This window comes from Streptomyces sp. CC208A, assembly GCF_030010625.1.
Taxonomy (GTDB): domain Bacteria; phylum Actinomycetota; class Actinomycetes; order Streptomycetales; family Streptomycetaceae; genus Streptomyces.
Genome location: NZ_JASCXN010000010.1, coordinates 119,132 through 144,361, shown reverse-complemented (window position 1 = coordinate 144,361; position 25,230 = coordinate 119,132). Strand labels below are relative to the sequence as shown.

At 72.3% G+C, this 25,230-nt stretch carries 18 protein-coding genes and 2 tRNA genes; 6 read left to right on the top strand and 14 right to left on the bottom strand.

Annotated elements, in window-relative coordinates; translation table 11 throughout:
* Positions 1 to 67: 67 nt before the first annotated feature.
* Positions 68 to 6,400, bottom strand: a complete 6,333-nt coding sequence (locus QK442_RS13920; RefSeq protein WP_282694234.1) for a DNRLRE domain-containing protein — start codon at positions 6,398 to 6,400, stop codon at positions 68 to 70.
* Between the two features lie 198 nt (positions 6,401 to 6,598).
* On the bottom strand, positions 6,599 to 7,171 hold the full coding sequence (locus QK442_RS13915) for a TetR/AcrR family transcriptional regulator (RefSeq protein WP_282694233.1): 573 nt from the start codon (positions 7,169 to 7,171) through the stop codon (positions 6,599 to 6,601).
* A gap of 200 nt (positions 7,172 to 7,371) precedes the next feature.
* Between QK442_RS13915 and hisN the strand changes: the two genes are divergently transcribed.
* The 3 genes from hisN to QK442_RS13900 all read left to right on the top strand — a co-directional run bounded on the left by hisN (position 7,372) and on the right by QK442_RS13900 (position 9,424).
* Positions 7,372 to 8,184: a histidinol-phosphatase gene (gene hisN, locus QK442_RS13910; protein ID WP_282694232.1), complete on the top strand. Its 813-nt coding sequence runs from the start codon at positions 7,372 to 7,374 to the stop codon at positions 8,182 to 8,184.
* A 336-nt stretch (positions 8,185 to 8,520) separates the two neighbouring features.
* Positions 8,521 to 8,919 (top strand): CBS domain-containing protein, encoded by a 399-nt coding sequence (locus QK442_RS13905; RefSeq protein WP_282694231.1) that lies wholly within the window; start codon positions 8,521 to 8,523, stop codon positions 8,917 to 8,919.
* An 85-nt stretch (positions 8,920 to 9,004) separates the two neighbouring features.
* Positions 9,005 to 9,424: a Fur family transcriptional regulator gene (locus QK442_RS13900; RefSeq protein ID WP_282694230.1), complete on the top strand. Its 420-nt coding sequence runs from the start codon at positions 9,005 to 9,007 to the stop codon at positions 9,422 to 9,424.
* A 123-nt stretch (positions 9,425 to 9,547) separates the two neighbouring features.
* Here the strand turns inward: QK442_RS13900 and QK442_RS13895 are convergent.
* The 4 genes from QK442_RS13895 to QK442_RS13880 form a co-directional block, all read right to left on the bottom strand.
* A tRNA-Met gene (locus tag QK442_RS13895) sits at positions 9,548 to 9,621 on the bottom strand.
* 48 nt (positions 9,622 to 9,669) lie between these two features.
* Positions 9,670 to 11,718 carry a tetratricopeptide repeat protein gene (locus QK442_RS13890; RefSeq protein ID WP_282694229.1) on the bottom strand — a complete coding sequence of 683 codons (2,049 nt, stop codon included), beginning with the start codon at positions 11,716 to 11,718 and terminating at the stop codon, positions 9,670 to 9,672.
* Positions 11,719 to 11,920: 202 nt separating this feature from the next.
* Positions 11,921 to 11,994: transfer RNA gene (locus tag QK442_RS13885), tRNA-Met, on the bottom strand.
* A 43-nt stretch (positions 11,995 to 12,037) separates the two neighbouring features.
* Positions 12,038 to 14,998, bottom strand: a complete 2,961-nt coding sequence (locus QK442_RS13880; RefSeq protein WP_282694228.1) for a UPF0182 family protein — start codon at positions 14,996 to 14,998, stop codon at positions 12,038 to 12,040.
* Between the two features lie 182 nt (positions 14,999 to 15,180).
* Between QK442_RS13880 and QK442_RS13875 the strand changes: the two genes are divergently transcribed.
* Entirely contained in the window at positions 15,181 to 15,720 is a 540-nt protein-coding gene (locus QK442_RS13875) for a PPA1309 family protein (RefSeq protein WP_282694227.1), read from the top strand.
* Between the two features lie 81 nt (positions 15,721 to 15,801).
* Here QK442_RS13875 and QK442_RS13870 read toward each other — a convergent pair whose 3' ends face one another.
* From QK442_RS13870 to QK442_RS13855, 4 genes are all read right to left on the bottom strand, one after another.
* Positions 15,802 to 16,890: a PDZ domain-containing protein gene (locus QK442_RS13870; RefSeq protein WP_282694226.1), complete on the bottom strand. Its 1,089-nt coding sequence runs from the start codon at positions 16,888 to 16,890 to the stop codon at positions 15,802 to 15,804.
* A 70-nt stretch (positions 16,891 to 16,960) separates the two neighbouring features.
* On the bottom strand, positions 16,961 to 17,173 hold the full coding sequence (locus QK442_RS13865) for a hypothetical protein (protein ID WP_282694225.1): 213 nt from the start codon (positions 17,171 to 17,173) through the stop codon (positions 16,961 to 16,963).
* A 219-nt stretch (positions 17,174 to 17,392) separates the two neighbouring features.
* A complete protein-coding gene (locus QK442_RS13860) occupies positions 17,393 to 17,854 on the bottom strand; it encodes a molybdenum cofactor biosynthesis protein MoaE (RefSeq protein WP_282694224.1) in 462 nt (153 codons plus the stop codon).
* An 80-nt stretch (positions 17,855 to 17,934) separates the two neighbouring features.
* On the bottom strand, positions 17,935 to 19,044 hold the full coding sequence (locus tag QK442_RS13855; protein WP_282694223.1) for an SDR family oxidoreductase: 1,110 nt from the start codon (positions 19,042 to 19,044) through the stop codon (positions 17,935 to 17,937).
* Between the two features lie 191 nt (positions 19,045 to 19,235).
* On the opposite strand from QK442_RS13855, the gene QK442_RS13850 reads away from it, so the two are divergent.
* Positions 19,236 to 20,675 (top strand): zinc-dependent metalloprotease, encoded by a 1,440-nt coding sequence (locus tag QK442_RS13850; protein ID WP_282694222.1) that lies wholly within the window; start codon positions 19,236 to 19,238, stop codon positions 20,673 to 20,675.
* A complete protein-coding gene (locus QK442_RS13845) occupies positions 20,672 to 21,196 on the top strand; it encodes an NUDIX hydrolase (protein ID WP_282694221.1) in 525 nt (174 codons plus the stop codon). The genes QK442_RS13850 and QK442_RS13845 overlap by 4 nt, the downstream gene beginning before the upstream one ends.
* A gap of 63 nt (positions 21,197 to 21,259) precedes the next feature.
* Here the strand turns inward: QK442_RS13845 and QK442_RS13840 are convergent, their stop codons facing one another.
* From QK442_RS13840 to QK442_RS13825, 4 genes are all read right to left on the bottom strand, one after another.
* Positions 21,260 to 22,015 carry an AIM24 family protein gene (locus QK442_RS13840; RefSeq protein ID WP_282694220.1) on the bottom strand — a complete coding sequence of 252 codons (756 nt, stop codon included), beginning with the start codon at positions 22,013 to 22,015 and terminating at the stop codon, positions 21,260 to 21,262.
* Between the two features lie 19 nt (positions 22,016 to 22,034).
* A complete protein-coding gene (locus QK442_RS13835; RefSeq protein WP_282694219.1) occupies positions 22,035 to 22,715 on the bottom strand; it encodes an AIM24 family protein in 681 nt (226 codons plus the stop codon).
* Between the two features lie 14 nt (positions 22,716 to 22,729).
* The gene (locus tag QK442_RS13830) at positions 22,730 to 24,472 is read right to left on the bottom strand and encodes a TerD family protein (protein WP_282694218.1); all 1,743 of its coding nucleotides are present in this window, start codon (positions 24,470 to 24,472) and stop codon (positions 22,730 to 22,732) included.
* 112 nt (positions 24,473 to 24,584) lie between these two features.
* Positions 24,585 to 25,166, bottom strand: coding sequence for a M48 family metallopeptidase (locus QK442_RS13825; RefSeq protein WP_282694217.1), 582 nt, complete (start codon positions 25,164 to 25,166; stop codon positions 24,585 to 24,587).
* Between the last annotated feature and the right edge of the window lie 64 nt (positions 25,167 to 25,230).

Below are 25,230 nucleotides of genomic sequence, written 5' to 3'. Positions count from 1 at the left end.
GTCGGTCGGCCCCCCGGGGGTGACGCTAGCGGGTCACCGCTCGCGTCGGGCGGTCATCGGTCAGTGATCACCGGATCCAGCGGGTGCCGAATCCCCAGCTGACGTGGACCTTGCGGCGGTGCTTGCCCCAGCTCTTCTCGCGCCGGAAGTTGTCGAGCCAGCGCTTGGGGCTCTGCGGCGCGCCGCGCAGCCGCCAGCGGGCGTACACACCGCGTCCGAGGACACCGGCCGCGCCCAGCGCCATCCGCTTGTAGTAGCCGGAGCGGCTGCGCCGTGCGTTGCCGATGCGGTACTTGGCCGCACCACCGGCCGCGCCGAACGCGGCGCCGATGATCAGACCGCCGGCTCCGGCGCAGATGCCCGCCGTGGCGGCGACGCACGCCGCGCCGACCACGCCGATGCCGATGCCCGCGGCCCAGCCGTAGATCTTGCGGTGACGGCGGATGTGCTTGCCGATGCGGCTCTTCTTGAACTTGTTCCAGCCCTTCTTGCACCAACCGCAGCCCCACTTGCCGTCCAGGTCATAGGCGTTGACCGGGTCGGCGTTGACGTAGTCGTAGGCGTTGGCGCTGCCGCCGTAGACCGGGTCGAGGGAGAGGAAGCGGCCGGTGGCCGGGTTGTAGACGCGGACGCCCATCAGGGTGAGACCGGTGAGGGTCTCGCTGGAGCGCTGCTTGCCGCCGAGCCAGCCGTACCGGGTGACGGGCTGGCCGGTCCGCGCGTTGCCGTACTCGTCGCTGTCGAGCACCTGCGGGGCTTCGGCCGGGTCCAGCGGGAGCTGGAGGGCGACGTCGCCGTGGATGTTGGTCAGCTGGAGGACGACGTTGCCGGTGGAGCCGGTGGTGGCGGTGAGGTCGCCGGAGGCCGAGTCGACGTTGCGGGTGATGATGCCCTTGGCGGTGTCCTCGGTGATCCAGCGGGGATTGTCACCCTCGCCGTCGTAGTGGTTGGTCTTGGACTCGGTCTGCGTCCAGACCCCGTCCGCCAGGGACTCGACCGTCCAGCCGCGGAAGCGGTGGTCGGCGTCGAGGCTCCAGGTCTGGCGCAGGTTCCCGGCGGTCTGCTGGCGGACCAGGTCGTTGGCGTAGTAGGCCAGCGAGGTGCCCGGCAGGGCGGTGGTGCGGCCGAGGGCGTCGTAGACGTATCCGCTGTCGACGAGCCGGTCGGCGCTGTCGTAGGTGTGGGTGGTGGTGGTTCCGCCGGTGGTCGGGCAGGCCGCGCCCGCGGCGCCCTCGGCGGTGGTCAGGCCGGTGCGGTTGGTGCGCTTGTCGAAGGCGTACGAGCGCCGGGTGCAGGCGTCGCCCACGGTGTCGAGGGCCGTGGTGAGCCGGCCGGCCTTGTCGTAGGAGAAGGACTGGGTGGACCAGCCGGAGTGGTTGACCACCTGGCCGTGCACCGACTCGTCGACGCTGTCGGTGACGACGACGAGGCCGTCGCTGTCCCGGGTGTAGACCCGGGAGGTGGCGGCGCCGGTGGTGTCCTCGGTGACGGTGAGGGTGTAGCCGCCGGGCAGCTTCTCGCTCGTCACGCTGCCGTCGGCGTCGTACCGGGCCTCGAAGGCACCGGCGACGGAGTCGGTCGTCCGGGTGGGCAGGCCGCGGGGTTCCACGGCGTGGTCGTAGGTGTAGGTGACGGTCGAGGGCACGGAGTCCGTGACCTTGACGGGGCGGTCGAGCAGGTCGTACTCGGTCTTCGTCTCGCCGCCGTCGGCGTCCACGTACGAGATCAGGCGGCCGAGCTTGTCGTACGCCTTGTAGATCGTGCCGCCGGTCGTCGAGGACGTCTTGACCTCACGGCCCGTCTCACCGTTGTACTCCGTGGTGACCTCGGGCACGGCGGTGCCGACGCCACCGGAGGTGACGGTGCGCGACGGCCGTCCGGCGCCGTCGTAGGTGGTGGTGACGGTACGGGTGACTCCGTTGGCGGCCGTGGTCACCTTGGCCTCGGAGCCCCACCAGCTGTACTCGGTGGTGACGGTGGGCAGCTGGGACGGGTTGGTGCCGCCGCCGGTGATCGCACCGCCCGGTCCGGTGGAGCAGACCTTGTCGGCCCACTCCGGGCGGCCCTGGCAGGTACCGGTGCCGGTGGCGGACCAGTAGGTGGTCACGCGGGTGCCGGCGTCGGTGCCGGTGGCACCGGGCAGCATCTCCTTGGTGACGCGGCCCTGGGCGTCGTACTCCATGGACGTGGTCAGGGCGAGCCCGGACGGGTCCCGGATCACCTTGACCGGCAGGCCCTTGACCCAGTCGTACACGGTCTGCGTGACCTGGGCGCCGACGTGGACGGACGGGTACTGCGGGACCTGGCCGCCGATGGTGACCTTGGTGACCTTGTCCTCGACCTTGGCCGTGCCGTCCGTGGGGCGGCCGGCGTCGTACTCGTTGACGGTCCAGGAGCGGACGGAGGCGGTGTCACCGGCCTTCAGCACCGCGGTGCCGCCGGAGACGAGGTCCTCCGTCAGGGTGGCGCGGTGCAGGGGTCCGAGCTCCTGGAGCTCGCGGGTGCCCGACTCGTTGTAGACCGAGCGGGTGGCGAGGAGGTCGGCCCGCTCCGCGGAGGCGAGCTGGGCGATGCCGAGCTCGGCCTGCACGGCCCGGTCGTTCGCCGAGAGTCCGAGGGCGACGGCCCGGTTGCCCGGGGAGAGCTCGCGGACGGTGTTGCCGTGCTCGTCGAACTCGGTGGTGCTGATGTGCCCACCCGGGACGGCGGTGTTCACCTGACGCCCGGAGACGTCGGTGTACGTGACGGTGGCCCGGCGGTAGGCGGTGCCGGCAAGACCGGATCCGGCGTGCGCGGCCGGCACGGAGTCGGCCGGGAAGACGGCGGTGGCATCGGTCGGGACGTCGGTCTGGCCCCAGGCCGCCACGTCCTGCACGCCCATCTGGTACGGCGCGGAGGCGCCGGTCAGCGGGACGTCGTAGACGATGCTCGTCGCGGCCTCGCCGCTGGTCTGATCGGCCGAGCCCTGGACGAGGGCCGGACGGCGGACCTTGAGGAGCATCCCCTCACCGGAGGTGGGGTTGGCGCCGGCCTTGCCGTAGTCGAAGTTCCAGGGCAGCTCGCCCTGGGCCTGGATCCAGAAGATCCGTCCGGCGCTGTCGTACGAGTACTGGATCTGGGTCGCCTGCCCCTGGTTGGGGTTCCACTGCTGGCGCAGCCGGCCGGCCGCGTCGTAGCGGTAGACGGCGACGCCCTTGGAGGTCGCGGTGGCGGCACCGGGCTCGGTGGACCAGGCGCGGATCTCCTTGACCTGGCCGGCGAAGTCGCCGAAGTCGGCGCCGGTGCTGTAGCCGGTGGCCGTGGTGGTCGTGGCGTAGACGTACTCGAGCGCCCGGCAGCCCTTGGTGGACGGCGTGGCGGCGCAGGTGGTGGCCGAGACGGCGGAGGTCGGGGCGACGACCAGCTTCGGGCGGGCCAGCTTCTTGCCGTCGACGGTGACGGTCTCGGAGACCACCGTGGTGGTGGAGTTGGCCAGACCGTCCATGCCGGTGGTCGCGACCTGCCACGCGGTGGCGGCGGCGTCCGGCTTGCTGAAGACGGTGACGGCGCCCTCGGTGTCCTTCAGGGTGAGGGATCCGCTGAGCGCCCCGGTGAGGGACAGGTCCTCGGCGCCGGGCTCCGGCTTCCAGCCGCCGCCGGTGGTGGCGGTGAAGCCGAGCTCCTCGCCCTCCGCGTCGACGACGGCGACGGAGGTGGCGGAGGTCTGCTTCAGGTACGCCCAGTCGGAGTCGCTCTCCTCTGCGGCCGTGCCCGCGGTCCACTCCTTGCCGAAGATCGCGGCCTGGCCCTCCTGCGAGGCGCCGGTGCTCGGCCGCCGCGAGGAGGCGGTGCGGGTGACCGTCAGGTCGAAGAGCGAGGTGTCGGTCTCCGAGAGGACGAAGTCACCGGTCAGCAGGTTGACCTCGCCGGGGCCGACGTTCTCGGTGGGCGCGGTGCCCGCGTTGCGGTCGACGGCGACGGTGTTGGCGGGCGAGCCCGCCGACGTGGTGCCGTCGGTGAAGAGCGCCCGGACGTCGACCGGGCCGTCCTCGGCGAGGGTGGCGGTGATGTCCCAGTTCAGCGCGGCCGGCTTGCCGGCCGGGGCGGCCAGCGGCCAGGCGGTGACGGCGGAGCCGTCCGCGGCCTTGGTGACGTGGGCGAGCGGCACGTTCTTCCACGTGTCGGTCTCGCCGCGCCGGTACTGGTAGGTCACCCCGGTGTAGGTGTCCTTGCCCTGCGCGGTGAGCGCGGTGCGGCGCGCGGGGCGGTCGCCCTCGGCCGGTGCGATCAGGGCGGCGCCCGAACCGGCGTAGAAGACGTGGGTGGCGACGGCGGAGACGTTGCCGGCCGCGTCCCGGGTGCGCGCGGTGAGGGTGTGCCTGCCGGAGGTGACCTTGACGTTCGCGGTGACCGGGGAGCCGGTGGTGGCGAGCGTGGTCCAGGCGCCGCCGTCCAGTGCGTACTGGACGTCCTTCACGTCGCTGGTGGGCGGGGTGAGGGTGAACGCGCCGGAGATGTCGCCGCTGGCGTCCGGGGTGCCGGACCAGGTCTCGGCCGGGAAGTCGGTCGAGGTGATCTTCGTGGCCGCCGGGGCGGTGGTGTCGACGGTGAAGTTCTGCCAGGCGGACCAGGAGCCGTTCCACGCCGAGCCGTCGTAGACGGCGGCGCGCCACTTGTAGGCGCCGGGGGCGAGGGCGGTCGTCGGGGTCCACGGGGCGTTGGTGCCCGAGGCGACGAAGGCCGACTTGCCGGTCAGGAGGGCGGCGGTGCCGTTCGACGTCCAGATCTCGTAGGTGAGCTGGACGGTGTTGCCGTCCGCGTCGGTGGCCTTGCCGGTGATGGTCGGGGTGGTGTCGTTGGTCGACGCCCCGGACAGCGGTGAGACCGGGACGGCGGCGCCCGGCTTGGTGTTGTACGTGACCGACAGGTACGGGGTGCTGGAGGCGGCGTTGCCCGAGTTGAAGCGCTTCCAGCCGTACGGGTCGGACTCGTCGGTGGCCCGGATGCCGAGGGAGTTGGTGGACTTGCCGTTGTTGGCCCAGCCCTGCACGAGGGTCTTGACGTCGGCGCTGACCCAGCCGTCGGCGCAGGAGGACGAGTAGCCCTTGGTGGAGGTGCTGGTCGTCCACTTGTTGAACCAGGTGGGCTGGGCGGTCCAGCGGGTGGAGGTGGAGGCGTTGCCGGTGTCCCAGACCTCCCAGCTCTTGGCCGTGCACGACCAGGAGTGGAAGTTCCACAGGTTGAGCTTGGCCGACTCGATGACCTTCCCGGTGATCTTGGCCATCGGGAAGTGCAGGAAGGAACGGGCCACCTGGCCGGAGCCGTTGTTGCCGAGCTTGAGCTCGGTGGCCGCCGACTGGTCGGTGCCGTACCCCTGCTGGACGAACGTGTCGAAGCTGGCGCCGATGCTGACCGCGGGGTCGATGGTGACCGGGAACCGCGTCTTCGGGTCGGCGAGGAAGGCCGCGTCGGGGGTGAGCGTGATGTCGACGCTGTTCCCGTTCTGGGTGAGCGCGAGGCCGACCGGGGCGGTGTGGGTGTGCTCGCCGCTGTTCGGGTCGACCTGCGCGTCCCACATGACGGGGGCCGGGATGGTGCCGACGACGCGACCGGTCTTGTCGTCGAGGAAGGAGACCGAGTCGTCGGCGTTCTTGCGTGCCGTGACGCCCTTGGCGTCCAGGGTCAGGGTGACCGACCCGTTGGCGGCGACGGCCCGCTTGTCCTTGAGCTCCAGGAACTGCTCGTAGCCCGTACGGGTCGACTCGACGATCAGGTCGGTGAACGGCAGGGCGTCGGCGTACCGGGCCTCGGTCCCCTTGAGGGTCGGCTCGGCGAGGGCGCCGCGCCAGTGGACGGATATGCGCTTGCCGTGGCCGTCGTCGAGGCTGACCAGGGGCACGGCGGGGGTCTTCTTCTCCCCCGCGCGGCCGCCGGACGCCTCGATCTTCGAGACGGTGGCGGCGGGCGTGCGGCCGGCGAGCTTCAGGCCCAGCGGGTGCGCCTGGGCGCCGACGCTGCCGTCGGGGAGCTTGACGAGGTCGACATCGATGTCGCGCCAGGTGCCGAGGGCGTCCCGGTACCGCTGCGGGCCGGAGGCGGCCTCCAGGGTCACGGTGCCGTTCGGGTTGGCCCAGGTGCTCGTGGTCTCGGTGCGCTCCGAGAGCGCCTCGACCCGCTTGCCGGAGAGCTTCGCGGCGACCTGGGCGGACGGGAGGTCGGCCGCCTCGGTCGCGGCGGGAGCCTTGACGGGCTCCCGCACGGGCTGCTCGACCGCCATCGTGGACAGGGAGACGGCGACGGCCTCGCCGCTGGTGCCCACGATGAGCGCGGTCTCGGCGACGAGGGCCGCCGCGAGCACTCCGGCGACCGCGGTCAGCCGTCTGGCTCTGGCTCTGCCGCGGGAGGGGTTCGGCAGGCCCAACGAGCCTTCTTCGGGGGGACTTTCGTTGTACGCGGGATGGTCCCACGAATGGTGCGACACCGCTTCTCCTCGCTGGCTGATGCATGCCAAGGAACGCGGAGCGATCTTCCACCGGGCGTGTCGGCGTGCACAGGAGCAACTGAGGTGTTCAGAGCGAAACTTGAGGTTTCCCGGTGGTAACCGCGGTGACGCACAGGGTTATTGACTGAGAATCCTGGACAGCTCGGCACGGACCGTCCAGCCGGGCCGCATACCGCCCGAAGGGGCCACGACGTACGAGAGGGCGAGCCGCAGGGCCAGTTCGCAGTCGGCCGCCCGCTCCTCCCCGGCGCAGAGCGCGGCCGCCGCGAGCAGCTCCCCCGGCGCCGGCGGCCCGGCGTCGGCCCGCCGCTGGGCCGGTACGGGGGCGGGGCGGGCGCCCGGCCGGGCCGGGCGGGGCCGGGGCAGGCCCTCGGTCCAGGCGCCGGTGAGCAGCGAGCGCAGGACCGGCCGGTCGCCGGCCCTGTCCACGGTCCACTCGGCGAGGGCCACGAGGTCGTGCGGGGCCGGGCCGGCGGCGGCGAGCAGCCCGCGTACCCCGTCGAGGTAGGCGTCGGCCTCGTGGCGGGCGAGGGCCCGGGCCAGCCCCTCCTTGCTGCCGAACTCGTTGTAGAGGGTCTGCCGGGAGACCCGGGCGGCGGCAGCGAGGTCGGCCATCCGGACGACGGACCAGGGCTGCCGCTCCAGCGCGGCGAGAGCGGCGTCGAGGAGGGCCTCGCGGGCGGTCGGCATACGCGCCTCCGGACCGGACGATGGCCCCCCAGCGTCGGCAGGGGCGCGGGTGCTGTCAAGGGTGAGGGCGCACGGCCACCGGGGAGCGGGAGGGCGTTCGCCGGGCGGGTGAGGTGGTGGGCCGGGAAGCGGGAGGCCGTACGCCGGGGCGGGTGAGACGGTCCGCCGGGCGGGGTGCGGGCGGCGCTAGAGTGCCGGGCATGGCCGATTACCACGATGACCTGCGCCTTGCCCATGCCCTCGCGGATGCCGCCGACGCGACCACCATGGCCCGCTTCCAGGCCCTGGACCTCAAGGTCGAGACGAAGCCGGACATGACCCCGGTGAGCGAGGCGGACCGGGCCGCCGAGGAGCTGATCCGCGCCGGGCTCCAGAAGGAGCGGCCCGAGGACGCGATCCTGGGCGAGGAGTACGGCGTCGAGGGCACCGGCCCGCGCCGCTGGGTGATCGACCCGATCGACGGCACCAAGAACTACGTGCGCGGGGTGCCGGTGTGGGCGACCCTGATCGCGCTGATGGAGGAGGGCGAGACCGGCTTCCAGCCGGTGGTCGGCGTGGTGTCGGCGCCGGCGCTCGGCCGCCGCTGGTGGGCGGCGAAGGGCCTGGGCGCCTTCACCGGCGCCGGCCTGGCGTCGGGGACCCGGATCGGCGTCTCCCGGGTGGCCTCGCTGGCCGACGCCTCGTTCGCGTACTCCTCGCTCAGCGGCTGGGAGGAGCGCGGAAGGCTCGACGCCTTCCTGGACCTCACGCGCGCGTGCTGGCGGACCCGGGCGTACGGCGACTTCTGGCCGTACATGATGGTCGCCGAGGGCTCGGTGGACCTGTGCGCCGAGCCGGAGCTGTCGCTGTGGGACATGGCGGCGGTGGCGATCGTCGTACAGGAGGCCGGCGGCTCGTACACCGGCCTCGACGGCCTCCCCGGCCCGCACAGCGGGAACGCGGCGGCCTCCAACGGCCTGCTGCACGAGGAACTGCTGAGCCGCCTGGGGTACGAGGGGCCCACGGGCGCCTGAGGAAGGGAGGCGCTGGCGCCCGAGGAGAACGGGCGGGCGCCTGGGGAAAGCCGCGGGCGGCCGAGGAAAGCACGGCCACCCGAGGAAAGCCACGGACACCCGGGAAAAGCGCGGGCTGCCCGAGCGGAGCCACGGCCCCCGAGAAAAGCGCGGGCCGCGAGGGAAGCGCGGACACCGAGGAAAGCCATGGCGCCCGAGTGCGCCCCCGGCCGCCTCTCCGAGCGCCTCGCGCGCCCTCTTGCCGACCCCCTCCCTCGGTGCGACTCTGGGAGCCCCCCGCTTGTGCGCTTGTGAACCGCTTCTCGGAGCGGTTCACCGAGGAGGTGGCCGACATCCATGCTCGTCCGTGACGCCATGAGCACGCTGATCCTCACCGTGGGACCCACCCACACCCTCCGACAGGCCGCCCGGCTGATGTCCGTCCGCCGGGTCGGCGCGGCCGTCGTCCTCGACGGCGACACCGGCATCGGGATCCTCACCGAGCGTGACGTCCTGAACTCCCTCGGCCGCGGCGAGGACCCGGACCGCGAGACGGCCGGCGCCCACACCACCCACGAGGTCGTCTTCGCCGCGCCCGGCTGGACCCTGGAGGAGGCGGCGGAGGCGATGACCCGCGGCGGCTTCCGCCATCTGGTCGTCCTCGACGGCTCGGGCCCGGTCGGCATGGTCTCGGTCCGCGACATCATCCGCTGCTGGCTCCCGGCCCATCTCCCGGCCCACAGCGCGGCCGACTGAGCCGGTCCGGGGCCTGTCCCACGGCCCCGTCCACGGGCTGGAAGCCCGCTCCGCCCCGTTTCCCCCCGCTGTTACGCTGACCTCCATGAGCGACCTGTTGGAACGACTGCGCGGACGCGGCTGGCGGATGACCGCCCAGCGCCGTGTCGTCGCCGAGGTCCTCGACGGCGACCACGTGCATCTCACCGCCGACGAGGTGCACGCCCGCGCCGTCGAGCGCCTGCCCGAGATCTCCCGTGCGACCGTCTACAACACGCTGGGCGAGATGGTGACGCTCGGTGAGGTGATCGAGGTCGCCACCGACGGCCGCGCCAAGCGGTACGACCCCAACGCCCACCGGCCGCACCAGCACCTGGTCTGCGCCGGCTGCGGCGCGATCCGCGACGTCCACCCGGCGGGCGACCCGCTGGGCGACCTGCCGGCCGCGGAGCGCTTCGGCTTCACGATCTCGAACGTCGAGGTCACGTACCGGGGCCTCTGCCCGGACTGCGCGGCGAAGGCGTAACGACTCGACGGAAAGGGCGTCCCGCGGGGCGCCCTTTTCTCGTGCGCCCGTTACGGCGCCTGCTTCCGGGAACGCCGAAGGCCCGGATCGTACGGAGACGATCCGGGCCTTCGGGCTACTGAGTAGCGGGGACAGGATTTGAACCTGCGACCTCTGGGTTATGAGCCCAGCGAGCTACCGAGCTGCTCCACCCCGCGTCGGTGAACACCACCTTACGGGACCCCTGTGACAGGAGCAAATCGCTTCTACGCCGTGAGCTCCTGGTGCAGCGCCTCGCTGAGCCGCGCGGCCCGCTCGGCGACCTCGGCGGGGCCGAGCTCCACGGCGCGGGCGCACCAGCCGCGGCCCTCGGACAGCTCTCCCCGGCGGGCGGCGAGCAGCGCGAGCCGGAGCGCGGCACGGCCGTGCCCGGCCCGGGCGGCCCGGGTCCACCAGAGGGCGGCCTCCCGCTCGCTGCCCTCGCGGGCCAGGAGCAGCCCCAGGTTGAAGGCGCCGTTGCGGCTGCCCGCCTCGGCGGCCTCCCGGTACCAGCGGGCGGCCTCGGTGAGGTCGCCGCGGCCCGCGGCGAGCATCCCGACCCGGACCTGGGCGCGCCGGTGGCCCTGCTCGGCGGCGCGCTCGTACCACTCCTCGCACTCGGTCTTCTGGTCCACGGGGGCGCCGAGGACCACCGGGCCGGGGTCGGGGCGGCGGGCGTCGAGGACGGTGGCGAGCCGGAAGGCGGCCTCGGCGCTGCCGCCGCCGGCCGCGCAGCGCAGGTGCCGCTCGGCGGTCTGCTCGTCGCCGTCGCGCAGGGCGGCGATGCCGACCTGGAGGGCGGCCTCGGTGTGCCCGGCGGCGGCGGCCCGCTCGTACCAGACGAGGGCGGTGCGGTCGTCGTCGCGGCCCGCGTGGATGATGCCCAGGTTGAAGGCGGCGTCCACGGATCCGGCCTCGGCGGCCTTGGAGAACCACGGCTCGGCGCCGTTCGCGTCGCCGGCCTGGAGGAGCAGCACGGCGAGCGCGTTGGCGGCCTCGCGGTGGCCGGCGTAGGCGGCGCGGCGGTACCACTGCTCGGCCTGCGGGAGCCGGTCCTGGGCGGCGCAGAGCAGGCCGAGGTTGTAGGCGCCGTTGACGTCGCCGGCGTCCATGGCGGTGCGGTACCAGCGTTCGGCGGTCTGCTGCTCGCCGCGGGCGGCGTGCAGCGCGCCGAGGGCGTTGGCGGCGTTGCCGTCGCCGTCCTGGGCGGCGCGCAGCCACCAGACGGCGGCGCTCTCCTCGTCGCCGGCGTCGCGCAGCAGGAAGCCGAGGGCGCAGGCGGCCTTGGCCTCGCCCTCCTTGGCGGAGCTGAGGTACCAGCGTCCGGCCTCCTTCAGCTCGCCGCGCTGTTCCAGGATCGCCCCCAGGTGCAGCGCGGCCTTGCGGTGCCCCCGGGCGGCGGCCTGCCGGAACCACTGCTCCGCCTCGCCGAGCAGCCCCGTGCCGGGGGTCTCCCCGGTGCGGGGCTCGGCGGCCTCGGGCCGCGGGCCGTCGTCCGTACGGAGGGGGTCGGCGGCGCGCAGGCGGCCTGCCGTGTCGTACGCGTGGCCGGCGCGGCCCGCGGACGCGGAGGGGCCGTAGGCGTGCGGGCCGCGGAGGACCTCGGTGGCGCGCCGCTCCAGGGAGAGGGCGAGGCGGTAGGCGGCCTCGCGGTGGCCCTGTTCGGCGGCGGCGCGCAGCCAGCGCTCGGCGCCGATGTCGCCGCGGTGCTCCAGGAGGTCGGCGAGGGCGTAGGCGCCGAGGGCGTGGCCCTGCTCGGCGGCCTGGCGCAGCCAGTACTCGGCGGCGGGCTCGTCGCCGCGCTCGCGGTGGTGGCGGCCGAGGGCGTGCGCGGCCGGCGCGGAGCCGGCGACGGCGGCGACCCGCCACCAGCCGGCGGCCTCGTCGGGGTAGCCGCGCTGGTGGAGCAGGACGCCCAGGTTGTTGGCGGCGGCCCGGTCGCCCTCGGCGGTGGCGCCGCGCAGGAAGGGCTCGGCGGCGTCGAGGTCGCCGCGGCGCAGCAGCAGGGCGCCGAGGGCGCTCATCGCGTCGGTGTCGCCGCGCTCGGCGGCCCTGCGGTGCCGGGCCTCGGTCTCGGCCTCGGTCTCCGCCTCTGTCTCCGGTCCGGCGTCCGGGACGCTGCCGGCTCCGGCGGTGGTGTCGGTTCCGGCGGTGGTGTGGGCGACCGCATCGACGGCCCTCACTGCCTCGATGATCTCGTCCGCGGCATTTCTGGCGTGCCGCTGCACAAACCGCCCTGTCTCCAACAGAGTTGCCCTGTCCCCCATAAATACCATCGTCGCACCACCCGCAACCCGCGCACACCCGGTATACCGCAGCCCGTGAGGTCACCTCAGCGTTTTGTCGACATGCCCACAGAGAGACAAGTCAAACACGCTCCGCCTCAACTCGCCCCTTCCGTACCGCTCTTCGGTGCCCCCCGTCACCACGACACGCGACGAGGGCCCGGATCCTTATGGATCCGGGCCCTCGGTTCAGTAGCGGGGACAGGATTTGAACCTGCGACCTCTGGGTTATGAGCCCAGCGAGCTACCGAGCTGCTCCACCCCGCGTCGGTGACGTCACACTATCACGACGCGGGGTGAAGCCCGCAGGTCAGCTGCCCGACTCCGGTTTCTCGGCACCGCCGGAACCGCCCGACTCCGGTTTCTCGGCACCGCCCTCACCGGACGGCTGGATCTTCGCGCCCGCGTCGGCGGCCCGCTTCAGCGCGGCCTGGAGGTCCTCCTGGGCCTTGCCGTAGGCCGCCCAGTCGCCCTTCGCGAGCGCCGCCTCACCGGCGTCGTACGCCTTCTGGGCGTCGGCGATGGCCTGCTTCAGCGCCGCGTCCGCCGAGGCCGGCGGCTGCTCGGTGGTCGGCGGCTGCTCGGTGTCCGGCGGGGTCGTCGGCGGGGTCGTGCCCTCCACCCCGAAGACCGCGTTGAGCGCGTCCGTGAGGTTGTTCTGGAAGACCGTGATGTCCTTGGTGGTGTCGCCGCCCGGCTGGTCGGCGTCCACGTAGGAGACCGCGACCTTCTTCAGGAGCGGGTAGAGCGCGTTCCGTCCCTGGGCGTAGACCGGCTCCACGTACAGGAACCCGCCGTCGAGCGGCACGGTGAGCAGGTTGCCGTACTGGATGTCCGAGTCGGCGCCCTTCATGTCGCGGACGAAGGTGGCGACGTCGGGCAGACCGTTGAGCTTGCTCTGCACCTGCGCCGGTCCCGGCACGTCCTCGGTGACCCTGAGCAGTCTCAGCCGGCCGTACTCCTTGCTGGTGGCGTCGGCGTCGACCGCCATGAAGCCGCCCAGGTTGGGCCGGCCGTTGGGGGTGAACGTCGTGGTCAGCGAGAAGCGCTGCTCCGTGTCCCCGGGCATCTTCATGCTCAGGTAGTACGGCGGCACGGCCACGTTGTCCTTGTTGGTCGGGTCGTCCGGCACCTGCCAGGCGTCCGAGCCGCTGTAGAACTGGGCCGGGTCGGTGACGTGGTAGCGGGTCAGCAGCTCGCGCTGGACCTTGAACATGTCCTGCGGGTAGCGCAGGTGCGCGAGCAGGTCGCCCTTGAGCTCGGCCTTGGGCTTCACCGTGCCGGGGAAGGCCTTCATCCAGGTCTTGAGGACCGGGTCCTCGGTGTCCCACTGGTAGAGGTTGACCGTGCCGTCGTAGGCGTCGACGGTGGCCTTCACCGAGTTGCGGATGTAGTTGACCTGGTTCTGCTGGGCGACGACCGCGCGCTGCTGGTTGCCGACGGTCAGCGAGTCGGCCGTGGTGTCGCCGAGCGTGGTCCGCGAGGCGTACGGGTAGCCGTTGGTGGTCGTGTAGGCGTCGACGATCCACTGGATGCGCCCGTCGACGACGGCCGGATAGGCGTCGCCGTCGATGGTCAGCCAGGGGGCGACGGCCTCGACGCGCTCCTTGGGCGTGCGGTTGTACAGGATCCGGGAGCCGTCGCCGATGGCCCCGGAGTAGAGGATCTGCGGCTCGCTGAAGGCCACCGCGTACGCGGCGCGGTTGAAGGCGCTGGAGAGGCTGACGCCGCTGTCGCCCTCGTAGCTGGTGGTCTTCTCGCCGTTCTCCTCGTAGTCCAGCTCCTTCTGGGGGCCGCCCACGATCGAGTACTGGTCGGTCTTCTCGCCGTAGTAGATCCGCTGCTGGTACTTCCCGAGCTCACCGGTGGTCGGCAGGCCCGACTCGGTGAAGACCGGGGAGCCGTTGGCGTCGGTCTGGGTGCCGCGGGCCATGATGGCGCCGTAGCCGTGGGTGTAGGTGAAGTGGTCGTTGATCCAGTTCCGCTTCGGGATGCCGCGGATGTTCAGCTCGCGCAGACCGATGACGACGTCCTGGCCCTTGTAGTGGTCCACGTCGAGCGTCGTCGGGAACTGGTAGTACTTCCGCTTCTGCTCCAGCTGCTGGAAGGTCGGCGAGACGATGTTCGGGTCGAGGAGGCGGTAGGCCGCCGCCGAGTCCGCGTCCGTGCGGAGCTTGTCCTTGGCCTTGACCGTCGACTTGCCCGAGTAGTTCTCCAGCTTGGTCTCGTCGATCGCGTACGCCTTGCGGGTCGCGTCGATGTTCTTCTGGATGTAGGGGGCTTCCTTGGCCTGCTCGTTCGGCTGGACCTGGAACTTCTGCACGATCGCCGGGTACAGGCCGCCGATCAGCACGGCGGAGAGCACCATCAGGCCGAAGCCGATGACGGGCAGCTGCCAGGTGCGGCGCCACAGGGTGGCGAAGAAGAGCACGGCGCAGATGACGGCGATGCAGAAGAGGATCGTCTTCGCCGGCAGGAAGGCGTTGGCGTCGACGTACCTCAGGCCCGTCCAGTTGCCGGTGGCCTTGAAGTCGCTGGACTTCACCGCCAGGCCGTACCGGTCGAGCCAGTACGCCACGGCCTTCAGGGACACGAAGACGCCGAGCAGCACCGAGAGGTGGCCGGTGGCGGCGGCGGTGGCGCGGGCGCCGGGGCTGGTGACGCGCAGTCCGCCGTACAGGTAGTGCGTGATCGCCGCGGCGATCAGGGAGAGGATCACGGCGGCGAAGCCGAAGGCCAGCAGGAAGCGGTACCAGGGCAGGTCGAAGGCGTAGAACGCGACGTCCTTGCCGAACTGGGCGTCCTTCTCCCCGAAGTCCACCCCGTTGACCCACATGAGCCAGGTGCGCCACTGGCCGGAGGCGGAGGCACCGGCGATCAGGCCCACCAGGGCGGTGACCGCGAGCAGCACCCACTTCTTGAAGGGGGCGACGCCCATCCGGTACCGGTCGAGGCTCTGCTGCTCCAGCGACATGGCGCTGAGCGGGGGCCGCAGCCGGTACGCCAGCCAGATGTTGAGGCCGACGGCGAGCGCCATGAGGAGGCCGAAGACGGCGAACAGGCCGATCTTGGTCCACAGGGTGGTGGTGAACACGGACGAGTAGCGGACCGAGCGGTACCAGAGCCAGTCCGTCCAGAACCCGGCGAACATGACGAACGCCATGGCCAGGACGGCCAGCACGCCCAGTGTCATGAGCAGGGTGCGGGCCCGCCGGGACGGCCGGCCGACTCTGATCCTTGGCCCGGACGGGCCTCCGCCACGGTCCGGCATCTGGAAAGCCAACGTGAGCCCCTCGGTGTTGATGCGTCTGGGTGTTGATGCGTATCGGTGCTGACGCGCCCGGTGCTGACGCGTCGAAAAGCGGGCCCCGCGATCGTAGGGCCCACTGATGCAACTTACCGACGCTTTACCTAGTTCCCGTCTCCGGGGGAAGAGGAGGCAGGATATTGGCCATGTCCAACCTTTCCCCCTCGGGCCCGCCGATGGCCTCCAGTCCCCTCACCCGTGCGGTGCTCGAGATCGACGAGTACGCCTCGGGTCTCGGCTGGGACCGGCCCGCCCGTCTCTTCGCCCTGGTCGACACCGCGCGGCTGCGGGCCCAGGCGCCCTCGCTGAAGCTCGGCGAGGACGCCACCGCCTACACCCCGATCGAGCAGGAGGAGATCCCGGCGAACAAGCCGCTGGACGAGTTCCTCGGCACGATCGCCTGGCCGGACGCGGTGGCCGGCTGCGCCCTGACCGTGGAGCGGCTGATGCTGCCGCCGTCGGCGGAGGCCCAGGTCCCCAAGGACCTGAGCGGCGCGGCGCTGAACAAGTGGGTCGCCCGCCACCCGGACCGCCAGGAGGTCCGGATGACGGTGGCCGTGCTGCGGAGCGGGGCCCGGGAGGCCGCGATCCGGCTGCGCGAGAAGGACTCGCCGACCGAGGTGCTGACCGGCCCGGACCTGGTGCCGGGGCTCGCCGACGCGCTCGCGGCGACCTTCGAGAGCTGAGCCGTACGGGTACGGGGCCCCCGGGCGGGGTCCCGTACCGGCGCCGCGTACCGGGGGCGTACCGGGGGCGCACCGGGGGTGTCAGCTCTTCGAGCAGCTCGGCAGGTTCGCGGTGTCGCCCTTGCGGAGCTTCTCCAGCGACGCCGTCGCGTCGTCGATGGTGTCGACCTTGATGAGGGTGAGCCCGTCGGGTGTGTCGGCGGCCGCGGCGGCGCAGTTCTCGGCGGGGGTGAGGAAGTGGGTGGCGCCCGCGTTCCGCGCGCCGACCAGCTTCATCTGGATGCCGCCGATCGGGCCGACCTTGCCCTCGTCGTCGATGGTGCCGGTGCCGGCGATGAACTTGCCGCCGGTCAGGCTCTCCGGGGTCAGCTTGTCGACGATGCCGAGCGCGAACATCAGACCGGCGCTGGGGCCGCCGACGTCGGCCAGCTCGATGTCGATGGTGAACGGGAAGACGTGGTCGGTGCCGGCCTGGATGCCGACGATCGCCCGGTCGCCTTCCTCGGACTTCACGGTGGTGACGACCACCTTCCGGGTGACGGTGGCCTCCTTGTGCGCCTTCTCGGCGGCCGCCGCCTCCTTGGCCGGGACGATGGTGAACTCCACCTTCTCGCCGGGCTCGCGCTTGGTCACCTGGGCGGCGACGTCGGCCGGCTTGACGACCTTCACGCCGTCGACGGCCCTGATCACGTCCCCCGCGTGGAGGGTGCCCTCCGCCGGGGAGCCCTTCACGACGGAGGCGACGACCACGCGCGTGGTGAAGGGGATGCCGAGCTGGTCGAGGGCGGCCACCTTGGCGCTCTCCTGCGACTGGCTGAACTCCTCGGCGTTCTCCTGGCTCGACTCCTCCTCCGTCTTCCCGTCGGGGTAGAGGGTGTCGTGCGGCACCACCACGTTGTCGTGGGTCAGCCAGCCGTAGACCGCCTCGACGATGTTCATCTTGTAGTCCGCGCTGGTGACCCTGACCGTGGTCATGTTGAGGTGGCCGTCGGTCGGGTAGGACTTGCGGCCGGAGATCCGGAGGACCGGCTCGCCGCGGGCCTCGCCGAGCGTGTTGACCGTGGGGCCGGGGCTCATCTCCGAGTACGGCACCGGGATCAGGACGCCGGCGATGAGCAGGCAGATCAGGACCAGGGTGGAGGCGAGCATCGTCGCGGTGCGGCGTGGCATGGAACGACAGTACGGGAATCGTCTGTGCGTGTACCCCTGGGGCGGTCCGTACGGGACGTCGCCGGGGTCGTCAGGACTCGGCGGAGGCCGCCTCGGCCACCGGGCGGAGCGGGGCGGGATCGGGGGCGGCGGGGTGGGCGCGTTCCATGGCGTCCCTGAAACGGGCGTAGCCGGCGAGTTCGGCCACGTCGCCTATGGTCTTGCTCCTCTGGACCCAGCTTCCCCATATCGCCGCTCCGACAACTGCGAAAAGCGGAATCAACAACCAGACCAGCACCGCCATCCCGGCCTCCCTTCCCCGTGAGTCGATCAACAGATTATTCATCTGTGCCAACAACGCTCGGGCCTGGGGACCGGTTACGCAAATCGGGCGTTCGACTACAGGGCGTCGGCGCGCCGCCTTGCATCCTCGTACAGGGCTTCAGCAGGGTACAGGGCTTCAGCAGGCGCCGCCCCTCCCCCAGACTTCGTCCGGGGGGACCCCCAGTCTCGGGGCGAGAGCTCAGCAGGCGCCCACCCACTCCTCTGTGCCGTCCGAGAAGGTCTGGTGCTTCCAGATGGGGACCTCGTGCTTGAGGTCGTCGATCAGCTTGCGGCAGGCTTCGAAGGCCTCGCCGCGGTGGGGGCAGGAGACGGCGACGACGACCGCCAGGTCGCCCACCGTGAGGTCGCCCACGCGGTGGACGGCGGCCAGGGCACGGACGGGGTAGTTCGCCACGACCTTCTCGGCGACCCGGCGCAGCTCCGCCTCGGCGCTCGGGTGGCAGGAGTAGCCCAGCCTGTCGACGTCGGCCCCGCCGTCGTGGTTGCGCACGGTGCCGACGAACAGGGTCGTCCCACCCGCGGCGTCGTCGCCGACGGCCCGGAAGACCTCGTCGACCGAGAGCGGGGTGTCGCGGATCGCGAGCAGCTTGATCGGGTCGGCCGCGGCCTGCTCACCGGGGTGATCGTGCGTCGTGGTCATGCGGTCCATGGTGCCGCACGCCGCCGACATCCCGGAATAGCGTTTTCGACCGGTGGACCGGGACCCTCCGTAGGAGGGTCCTACAGGCCGCGCCGCTTCCTCATCTGCCGCACCAGGGCCGCGGTGCCCAGGAGGGCCACCGTGGCGCCCGCCGCGCCGGCCGCCGTGGCGTCCTTGCGGCCGAGGCGGCGGCCCGCGACCGTGTGCCGGCCCTGGACCTCCTCCAGGAGCGCCGCGAGGACCTCCTCGTTGGTCCACCGGGGCCGCCAGCCCGCGTCGTGGAGCCGGCCGACGCTCACCACCCACGGGTGCATGGTGTAGGCGAGGTCCCCGGCCGGGGACGGGGTGAGGCCGATCCGGTGCAGCCGGGCGGCGGCGCCGAAGGCGACGGCGGAGGGCAGCTCCATGCGGCGGATGCCCGACAGCTCCTCGACCTCCTCCTGCTCCAGCCAGCCCTCGCAGCCGACCGCGAACTCGCCGTCGACCTTCTCAAGGGCCGCGTACTCCAGGGCGCTGACCAGGTCCTCCACGTGGCAGAACTGCCAGGTGGGGCGGGAGCCCGCGACGACGAGCAGCCGGGGCGACTCGAAGTAGCGGGTCAGCGCCGTGTCCGTACCGCCGACGAGGACGGCCGGGCGGACCACGGTCACGTTGAGGCCGGGGTGGGCGCGGGAGCCGCGGCGGCCGAGCCGCTCGATCTCCAGGAGGTCGCCGACGCCGGTGGCCTCGGCGGTGGCCCGCAGCTCTGCGTCCTCCGAGAGCGGGATGTCGTTGTCGGGGAGGGCGCCGTAGACCATGGCCGAGGTGCACAGGACGACCCTGTGGACGCCGGCCGCGGCGGCGGCCGTGAGGACCGTCTGCGTGCCGCGCACGTTGTAGGCCGTTCGGGCGGCGGGGTCGGTCTCCAGGTCGAGGTCGACGGCGAGGTGCACGACGACGTCGGCGCCGCGCAGCTTCTCCGCGATGGCCGGATCCCGTACGTCGAGGACGTGCCAGGTGGCCTCCGGGACCTCGCCGAGCCGCTCGTCGATGGCGATGACCCGGCGGATCTCGTCCGAATCGGCGAGACGCCTGGTCAGGAGGGCGCCGACACCGGTGGCGGCGCCGGTGACCGCGACGACGGGACCGCGCACGGCGGACCGGGTTGAGTGGTTTCGCGCTCCGCGAACCTGCGGATCTGGGGAACTCACCGACCGACTCCAGTGGTTGTCTTCAGTACGTACGCGGATGACGCGTACGGACCAGGTGGCGTCCATCCTGCCGCAGGGCACGGCCCTGCGGAGACTTGAGCCCATATCCGACGCGGATGTCTACGCTGGTGTTGTGCAGCGGGCAGTCGCCGCCGGCGGGAAGCCGGTGGCCCTAGGAGCCGAGGAAACCTGTGAGTGACACCCCATTCGGATTCGGCCTTCCGCCGGAGGAGCCGGAGGACGGCGACGAAGGCAAGAAGAAGGACCCCGCCGGAGGTGGCCAGGGGTCCGGCGGCCAGGGCGGCGGCAACCCCTTCGGGGCGAACCCGTTCGGCTTCGGCATCCCCGGCATGGGCGGCGGCCAGGGCGGCGCGGACAATCCGTTCGCCGCGATGTTCGGGTCGATGAACCCGACGGACCTGGGCGCGGCCTTCCAGCAGCTCGGGCAGATGCTCAGCTACGAGGGCGGTCCCGTGAACTGGGACATGGCCAAGCAGATCGCCCGCCAGGTGGTGGCCCAGGGCACCGCGAACGGCGTCAAGGACGCCAGTGTCGGCCCGGCCGAGAAGTCGGCGGTCGAGGAGGCGGTCCGCCTCGCCGACCTGTGGCTGGACCAGGCCACCTCGCTGCCCTCCGGGGCGAACACGGCGGTGGCGTGGAGCCGCGCGGAGTGGGTCGAGGCGACCCTGCCCGCGTGGAAGGAGCTGGTGGACCCGGTCGCCGAGCGGGTCGGCACGGCCATGGGCGATGTGCTGCCGCAGGAGATGCAGGCCATGGCGGGCCCGCTGATCGGCATGATGCGGTCGATGGGCGGCGCCATGTTCGGCCAGCAGATCGGGCAGGCCATCGGCGCGCTCGCGGGCGAGGTCGTCGGCTCGACCGACGTCGGCCTGCCGCTCGGCCCGGCCGGCCGGGCCGCGCTGCTGCCGCTGAACGTGGAGTCCTTCGGCAAGGACCTGAGCGTGCCCTCCGACGAGGTGCGGCTCTACCTGGCCCTGCGCGAGGCCGCCCACCAGCGTCTCTTCGCTCACGTGCCGTGGCTGCGGGCGCACCTCTTCGGCGCGGTCGAGTCCTACGCGCGCGGGATCAAGGTCGACACCTCGAAGCTGGAGGAGGCCGTCTCCCAGCTCGACCCGACCCACCCGGAGCAGCTTCAGGAAGCCCTCCAGTCCGGCATGTTCCAGCCGCAGGACACGCCCGAGCAGAAGGCGGCCCTGGCCCGTCTGGAGACGGCGCTCGCGCTGGTCGAGGGCTGGGTGGACGCGGTGGTCCACGAGGCCGCCAAGACCCGGCTGACCTCGGCGGACGCGCTGCGCGAGACGCTGCGGCGGCGGCGGGCCACCGGCGGCCCCGCCGAGCAGACCTTCGCCACCCTGATCGGTCTGGAGCTCCGTCCGCGCCGACTGCGGGACGCCTCACGCCTGTGGGCGTCGCTCACCGACGCGCGGGGCGTGGACGGCCGCGACGGCCTGTGGGAGCACCCCGACATGCTGCCGACGGCGACCGACCTCGACGACCCGGACGGCTTCGTCCACCGCGAGCAGCTGGACTTCTCCGAGCTGGACAAGATGCTCGGCGAGGCGGCCGAGGGCCGTTCCGGGGACGAGGGCAAGGACGACACCGAGAAGTGAGCCTGCACGACGACGCGGTCCTCGTCCTCAAGGGGTACGAGGACCAGCCGGAGCTGCGTGACGCCTATCTGGAGCACCTCGCGGCGCACGGCGCGGACGGCATGTACAAGCCGTGCGGGGCGGGGCACCTCACCAGCAGCGCACTGGTGATCGACCCCTCGCGCGGGCGGGTGCTGCTCACCCTCCACAAGAAGCTCGGCATGTGGCTCCAGATGGGCGGCCACTGCGAGGAGGGCGATCCGACGGTCGAGGCGGCGGCGCTGCGCGAGGCCACGGAGGAGTCGGGCATGGCGGGTCTGACGCTGCTGCCCGGCGGTCCGGTGCGGCTCGACCGGCATCCGATCCCGGCGCCCTGCCACTGGCACCTGGACGTGCAGTACGCGGCGCTCGCCCCGGCGGACGGGGTGGAGCGGATCAGCGAGGAGTCGCTGGACCTGCGCTGGTTCGCGTACGAGGAGGTGGCCGCCGTCGCGGACACCTCGGTGGTGCGCCTGCTCGAGGGCACGCTGGCCCGCCTCTGACCTCTGACGCGGACGGCGAAGGGCCCCGGGATCTCCCGGGGCCCTTCGTGCCGTTCGGTCCGCTCAGTTCCAGACGTTGTTCTGGTTCTGGCCGTGGGCGCCGTGCTGGCCGACGCCGAACTGGGCGGCGATGCCCTGGCCGATCACCGCGTTCTGCGGGGGCATGATCTCGCTGGGCTGGACGAGGGCGAAGCCCTGGCCGAGGAAGCTCAGCTCCCAGCCCTCGCCGGTGTTGCCGCGGCGGCTGCGGACACTGGAGTTCGTCGTCTGGGCCTGCATCTGCACCCGCAGCGAGGTGGACCAGGCGACGATCGCGTCCGCGTCGGCGCTGACGTACTTGTCGGGCGTGACCTGGAGCATCAACGGCTGGCCCGAGGTCATGAGGGCGACCTTGCCGCGGCCGGTGATGTTGAGCTGGTACTTGCCGGTGCCGGAGACCCCGTACTGGCTGTCGACGGCGATGGCCTCGGTGTGGAGGCTGCTGTCGAGCGCGAGCACGTACGCGCTGTCGACGGTGAGGCCCTCCTGCTCGACCTCGACGACGTGGATGTACTGCGCGAGGTTGGCGAAGTAGACGGTGCCCTGCCCGGAGCAGCGCATCAGGTCGAGGCCCTCGCCGGTGCGGGCGCGGGTCTGCCGCTGGGTGCCGGACTGGTACTCGCCGTCGAAGTCGACGAGGCCCTGGTAGGCGACCATGGCGCCCTTGCGGGCGAGGACGTCGTCGTGGCCGGTGAGGCTGACCCGCAGCAGCTGCGGGTTCTGAACGACGTACCGTTCCTGGCTCTGCTGTTCGGCGTGGTTGAAAAGCGGGCTCTGCATGGTGTGTTCTCGCTCCCCCTCAGCCCCGGACCCGCAGGCGGTCGGTGCTGTCCTCGCTCGGCTGTACGACGACGATGCCCTGGCCCGAGAAGGCCATCTGGTATGCCTCGCCGCTGCCCCGCCCGATGAGGGAGGACGCCTTGAAGCTGCGCTTGCCCTTGACCTTGAGGTTCGGCGACCAGGCGACGAGCGCGTCGGGGTCGACGTACGTCTCGTCCTCGCCGCGGCCGCAGTCGACGACGATCGGGGTGCCGCGCGAGGTGAGCGCGACCCAGCCGGTGCCGCTGATCTGCACGTTGAACAGGCCTTGGCCTGCGAACTTGGCGAGGCCCTTGACCCGTTCGACGCCCCACTGGAGGTGGGCGTCGAAGGCGAGGAGGTTGGTGCCGTTGACGGAGATCGCGTCGTTCTGGAGGTTGATCACGACGACGTCGGCGCCGTAGTCGGCGAGGTAGAGCAGGCCGTCGCCGGTGCACTTCATGAGCGGCGCGCTCTCGCCGGTGAGCCAGTCCCTGGCGACCTGACGGACGGCGGGCGGGTTGGGCTCGTAGCTGACGAAGCCCTCGTAGGCGACCATCGAGCCGGCCCGGGCGTAGAGGTCCTGGCCGGTGGTCATGGCGACCTTGAGCATGGCGCTGCCGTGGTTCTCCATGCGCGCCGCGATGGGGGTCGGGGCGTAGCCCGCGAGCTGCTGGTTCATGGTGTCGGGCTCCCTCAGACCTCGTACGGCTGGACGACGATGAAGTTGCCGGGGGCGCCCCGGAACTGGAGGTTCACGGTCTCCCCGCTGTGGCCCGGGTAGGCGTTGCGCCGGAGGCGCACCTGGCTGGAGAGGATGACCTGCGAGCCTGCCGACCAGGCGACGACCGCGTTGCAGTCGGCGAAGGTCGTGGGGGTGACGGGCAGGACGACGGGGACGCCGTTGGTCTTGACGACCACGGTGCCGGTGCCCTGGAACTGCATGGTGAACAGGGCGCCGCCGGGGATGCCGTGGCCCTCGATGCGGCGGACCTCGTACTGGAGGGACTCGTCGAAGGCGAGCACGTTCTCCGCGGAGACGCACAGGGCGTCGCCCTGGAGCTCGATCGGGTGCAGATGGGCGGCGTTCTCGGCGAGGAAGACCTGGCCGCGGCCGGTGCAGCGCATCAGCTGCATCTCCTGGCCGGTGGCGTTTCCGACGATCCGGCCGGCGAAACCGGCGCCCTTGTAGGAGAAGTCGACCTTGCCCTGGTACATGACCATGGAGCCCTGGCGGGCGAGGACGGGGGTGCCGCCCATGCCGAGGTCGACCCGCATGAGCTGCTGGTTCTGCGGGGCCCAGCGGGTGCCGGTGGCGGTCTCCTTGTAGGGCGCGAGCGCGGCGGCGAGTCCGGCGCCGGCCGCGGGCGCGCCCTGCGGGACGCCGCCCTGCGGCATGCCCGGGGGCATCCCGGGGGGCATGCCAGGCTGCTGCCCGTAGGGGGCCGGCTGGCCGTAACCCGGCTGCTGGCCGTATCCGGGCTGCTGGCCGTACGGGGCCTGCGGCGGCTGCCCGTAGGGGGCGCCGTGCGGCGGGGTCTGGCCCGGGACCTGCCCGTAGGGGGCCTGCGGGGGTTGCCCGTACGGGCCGGGGGCTCCCGGGGCGGGGGCCGGGGGCGGCACCGGGGCGGGGGCGAGCGGCGCGACCATGGTGGGCTGGGTGTGCACCGGCTGCGGCGCGGGCGGCGGGGTCGGCGCCTGCGGGCCGTAGCCGGGGGCCGGATTCGGGGTCGGAGCCGGAGCGGGAGTGGGGGCCGGGGCCGGGGTCTGCGGGGCACCGAAAACGGGGGCCGGGGCCGGGGCGGCGGGCGCGCCGAAGGCCGGGGGCGCGGCGGCCTCGACGGGGACGCCGAAGGCGGGGGGCGCGGCCTGCTGGGGGGCGGCGGGCTGCGGGGCGGCGGGCTGCTCCTCCTCCAGGACCTCGCCGCCGAAGTTCCGGAGCAGCGCCTCCAGGCCGCCGTCGAAGCCCTGGCCGACGGCGGCGAACCGCCACACGTCCTTCAGGTAGAAGTCGCCGAGCATGACCGCGCGCTCGGTGGAGAACTCGGCGCCGGTGAAGGCGTAGCGGGCGACCTCCTCGCCGCCCGCGACGATCCGGATCCAGCCGGGGCCGATCTGCGACATCTGGCCGTCGCCGTCGATGGTGGCGGTGAAGGAGAGCTTCTGGATCTGCGGGGGGATCCGGTCAAGGGTGACGCGGAAGGACTCGGTGTCCCCCGCCTGCGCCCCGAGCAGCTGGATGGACTCCTCCGGCGACTTCGGCTGGTTGAAGAAGACGAAGTACCGGTCGTCGGACAGGCGCTCGTCGGCGTCGAGCCCGAAGCAGCTGATGTCGAAGGTCAGCCCGGGAGCCGCGATCTGCACGCCCACGTACAGATCGGTGCCCGCGGTCAGATCACTGATCCTGGCCTTGTGGCCGCGTTGGAATTCCCTGGCCATGCGTAACGACCGTCCCCCATCCCGATGGCGAGTGCTCGCGCCAGGCTAACCGCTGGGAACGACATCGAGACAGGGCGGGACGGTTCCGGTACGGAATCGGGAACATCGGGCGTCAGGGCGCGGGCTCCCCGTCCACCGGGTGCGGGAGCCGGGCGGCGGCGTCCACTCCTTCGAGGTAGCCGCGGGCCCGCTCGGTGCGCGGGTACGCCTCCAGGAGCCGCCAGAACCCGGGGCCGTGACCGGGGACGAGGAGGTGGGCGAGCTCGTGCAGGAGGACGTAGTCGACCACGTACTCGGGCATCGGCTGGAGCCGGTGGGAGAGCCGGATGCTGCCCTCGGCGGGGGTGCAGGAGCCCCAGCGGCTGTTCTGGTTGGTGACCCAGCGGACCGAGACGGGCCGGGCCCGGCCGTCGAGGTACTGCTCCGAGAGCCGCAGGGCGCGCTCGGCCAGCTCGCCGTCGCCGAGGCTCTTGCGCCGCTCCCTGTTCTTCTCCTTCGCGGCGAGCTTCTCCAGCATCACCCCGACCCAGCGGCGCTCCTCGGCCTGGGACATCCGGGCCGGGATGAGGACGACCGTGCGGTCCCCCTCGCGGTACGCGGAGACGGAACGGGTACGGCGGGCGCTCCTGCGGATCTCGACCTCCCCGGTGCCCGGGGCGCGGTCGGTGGGGCGGAGGCTGGGGTCGGCTGGCACGCCCCCGACGGTACCGGCCGCGTATCGCCCGGCGCCCCGCACGTCCATCGGCACTTTCGACGCC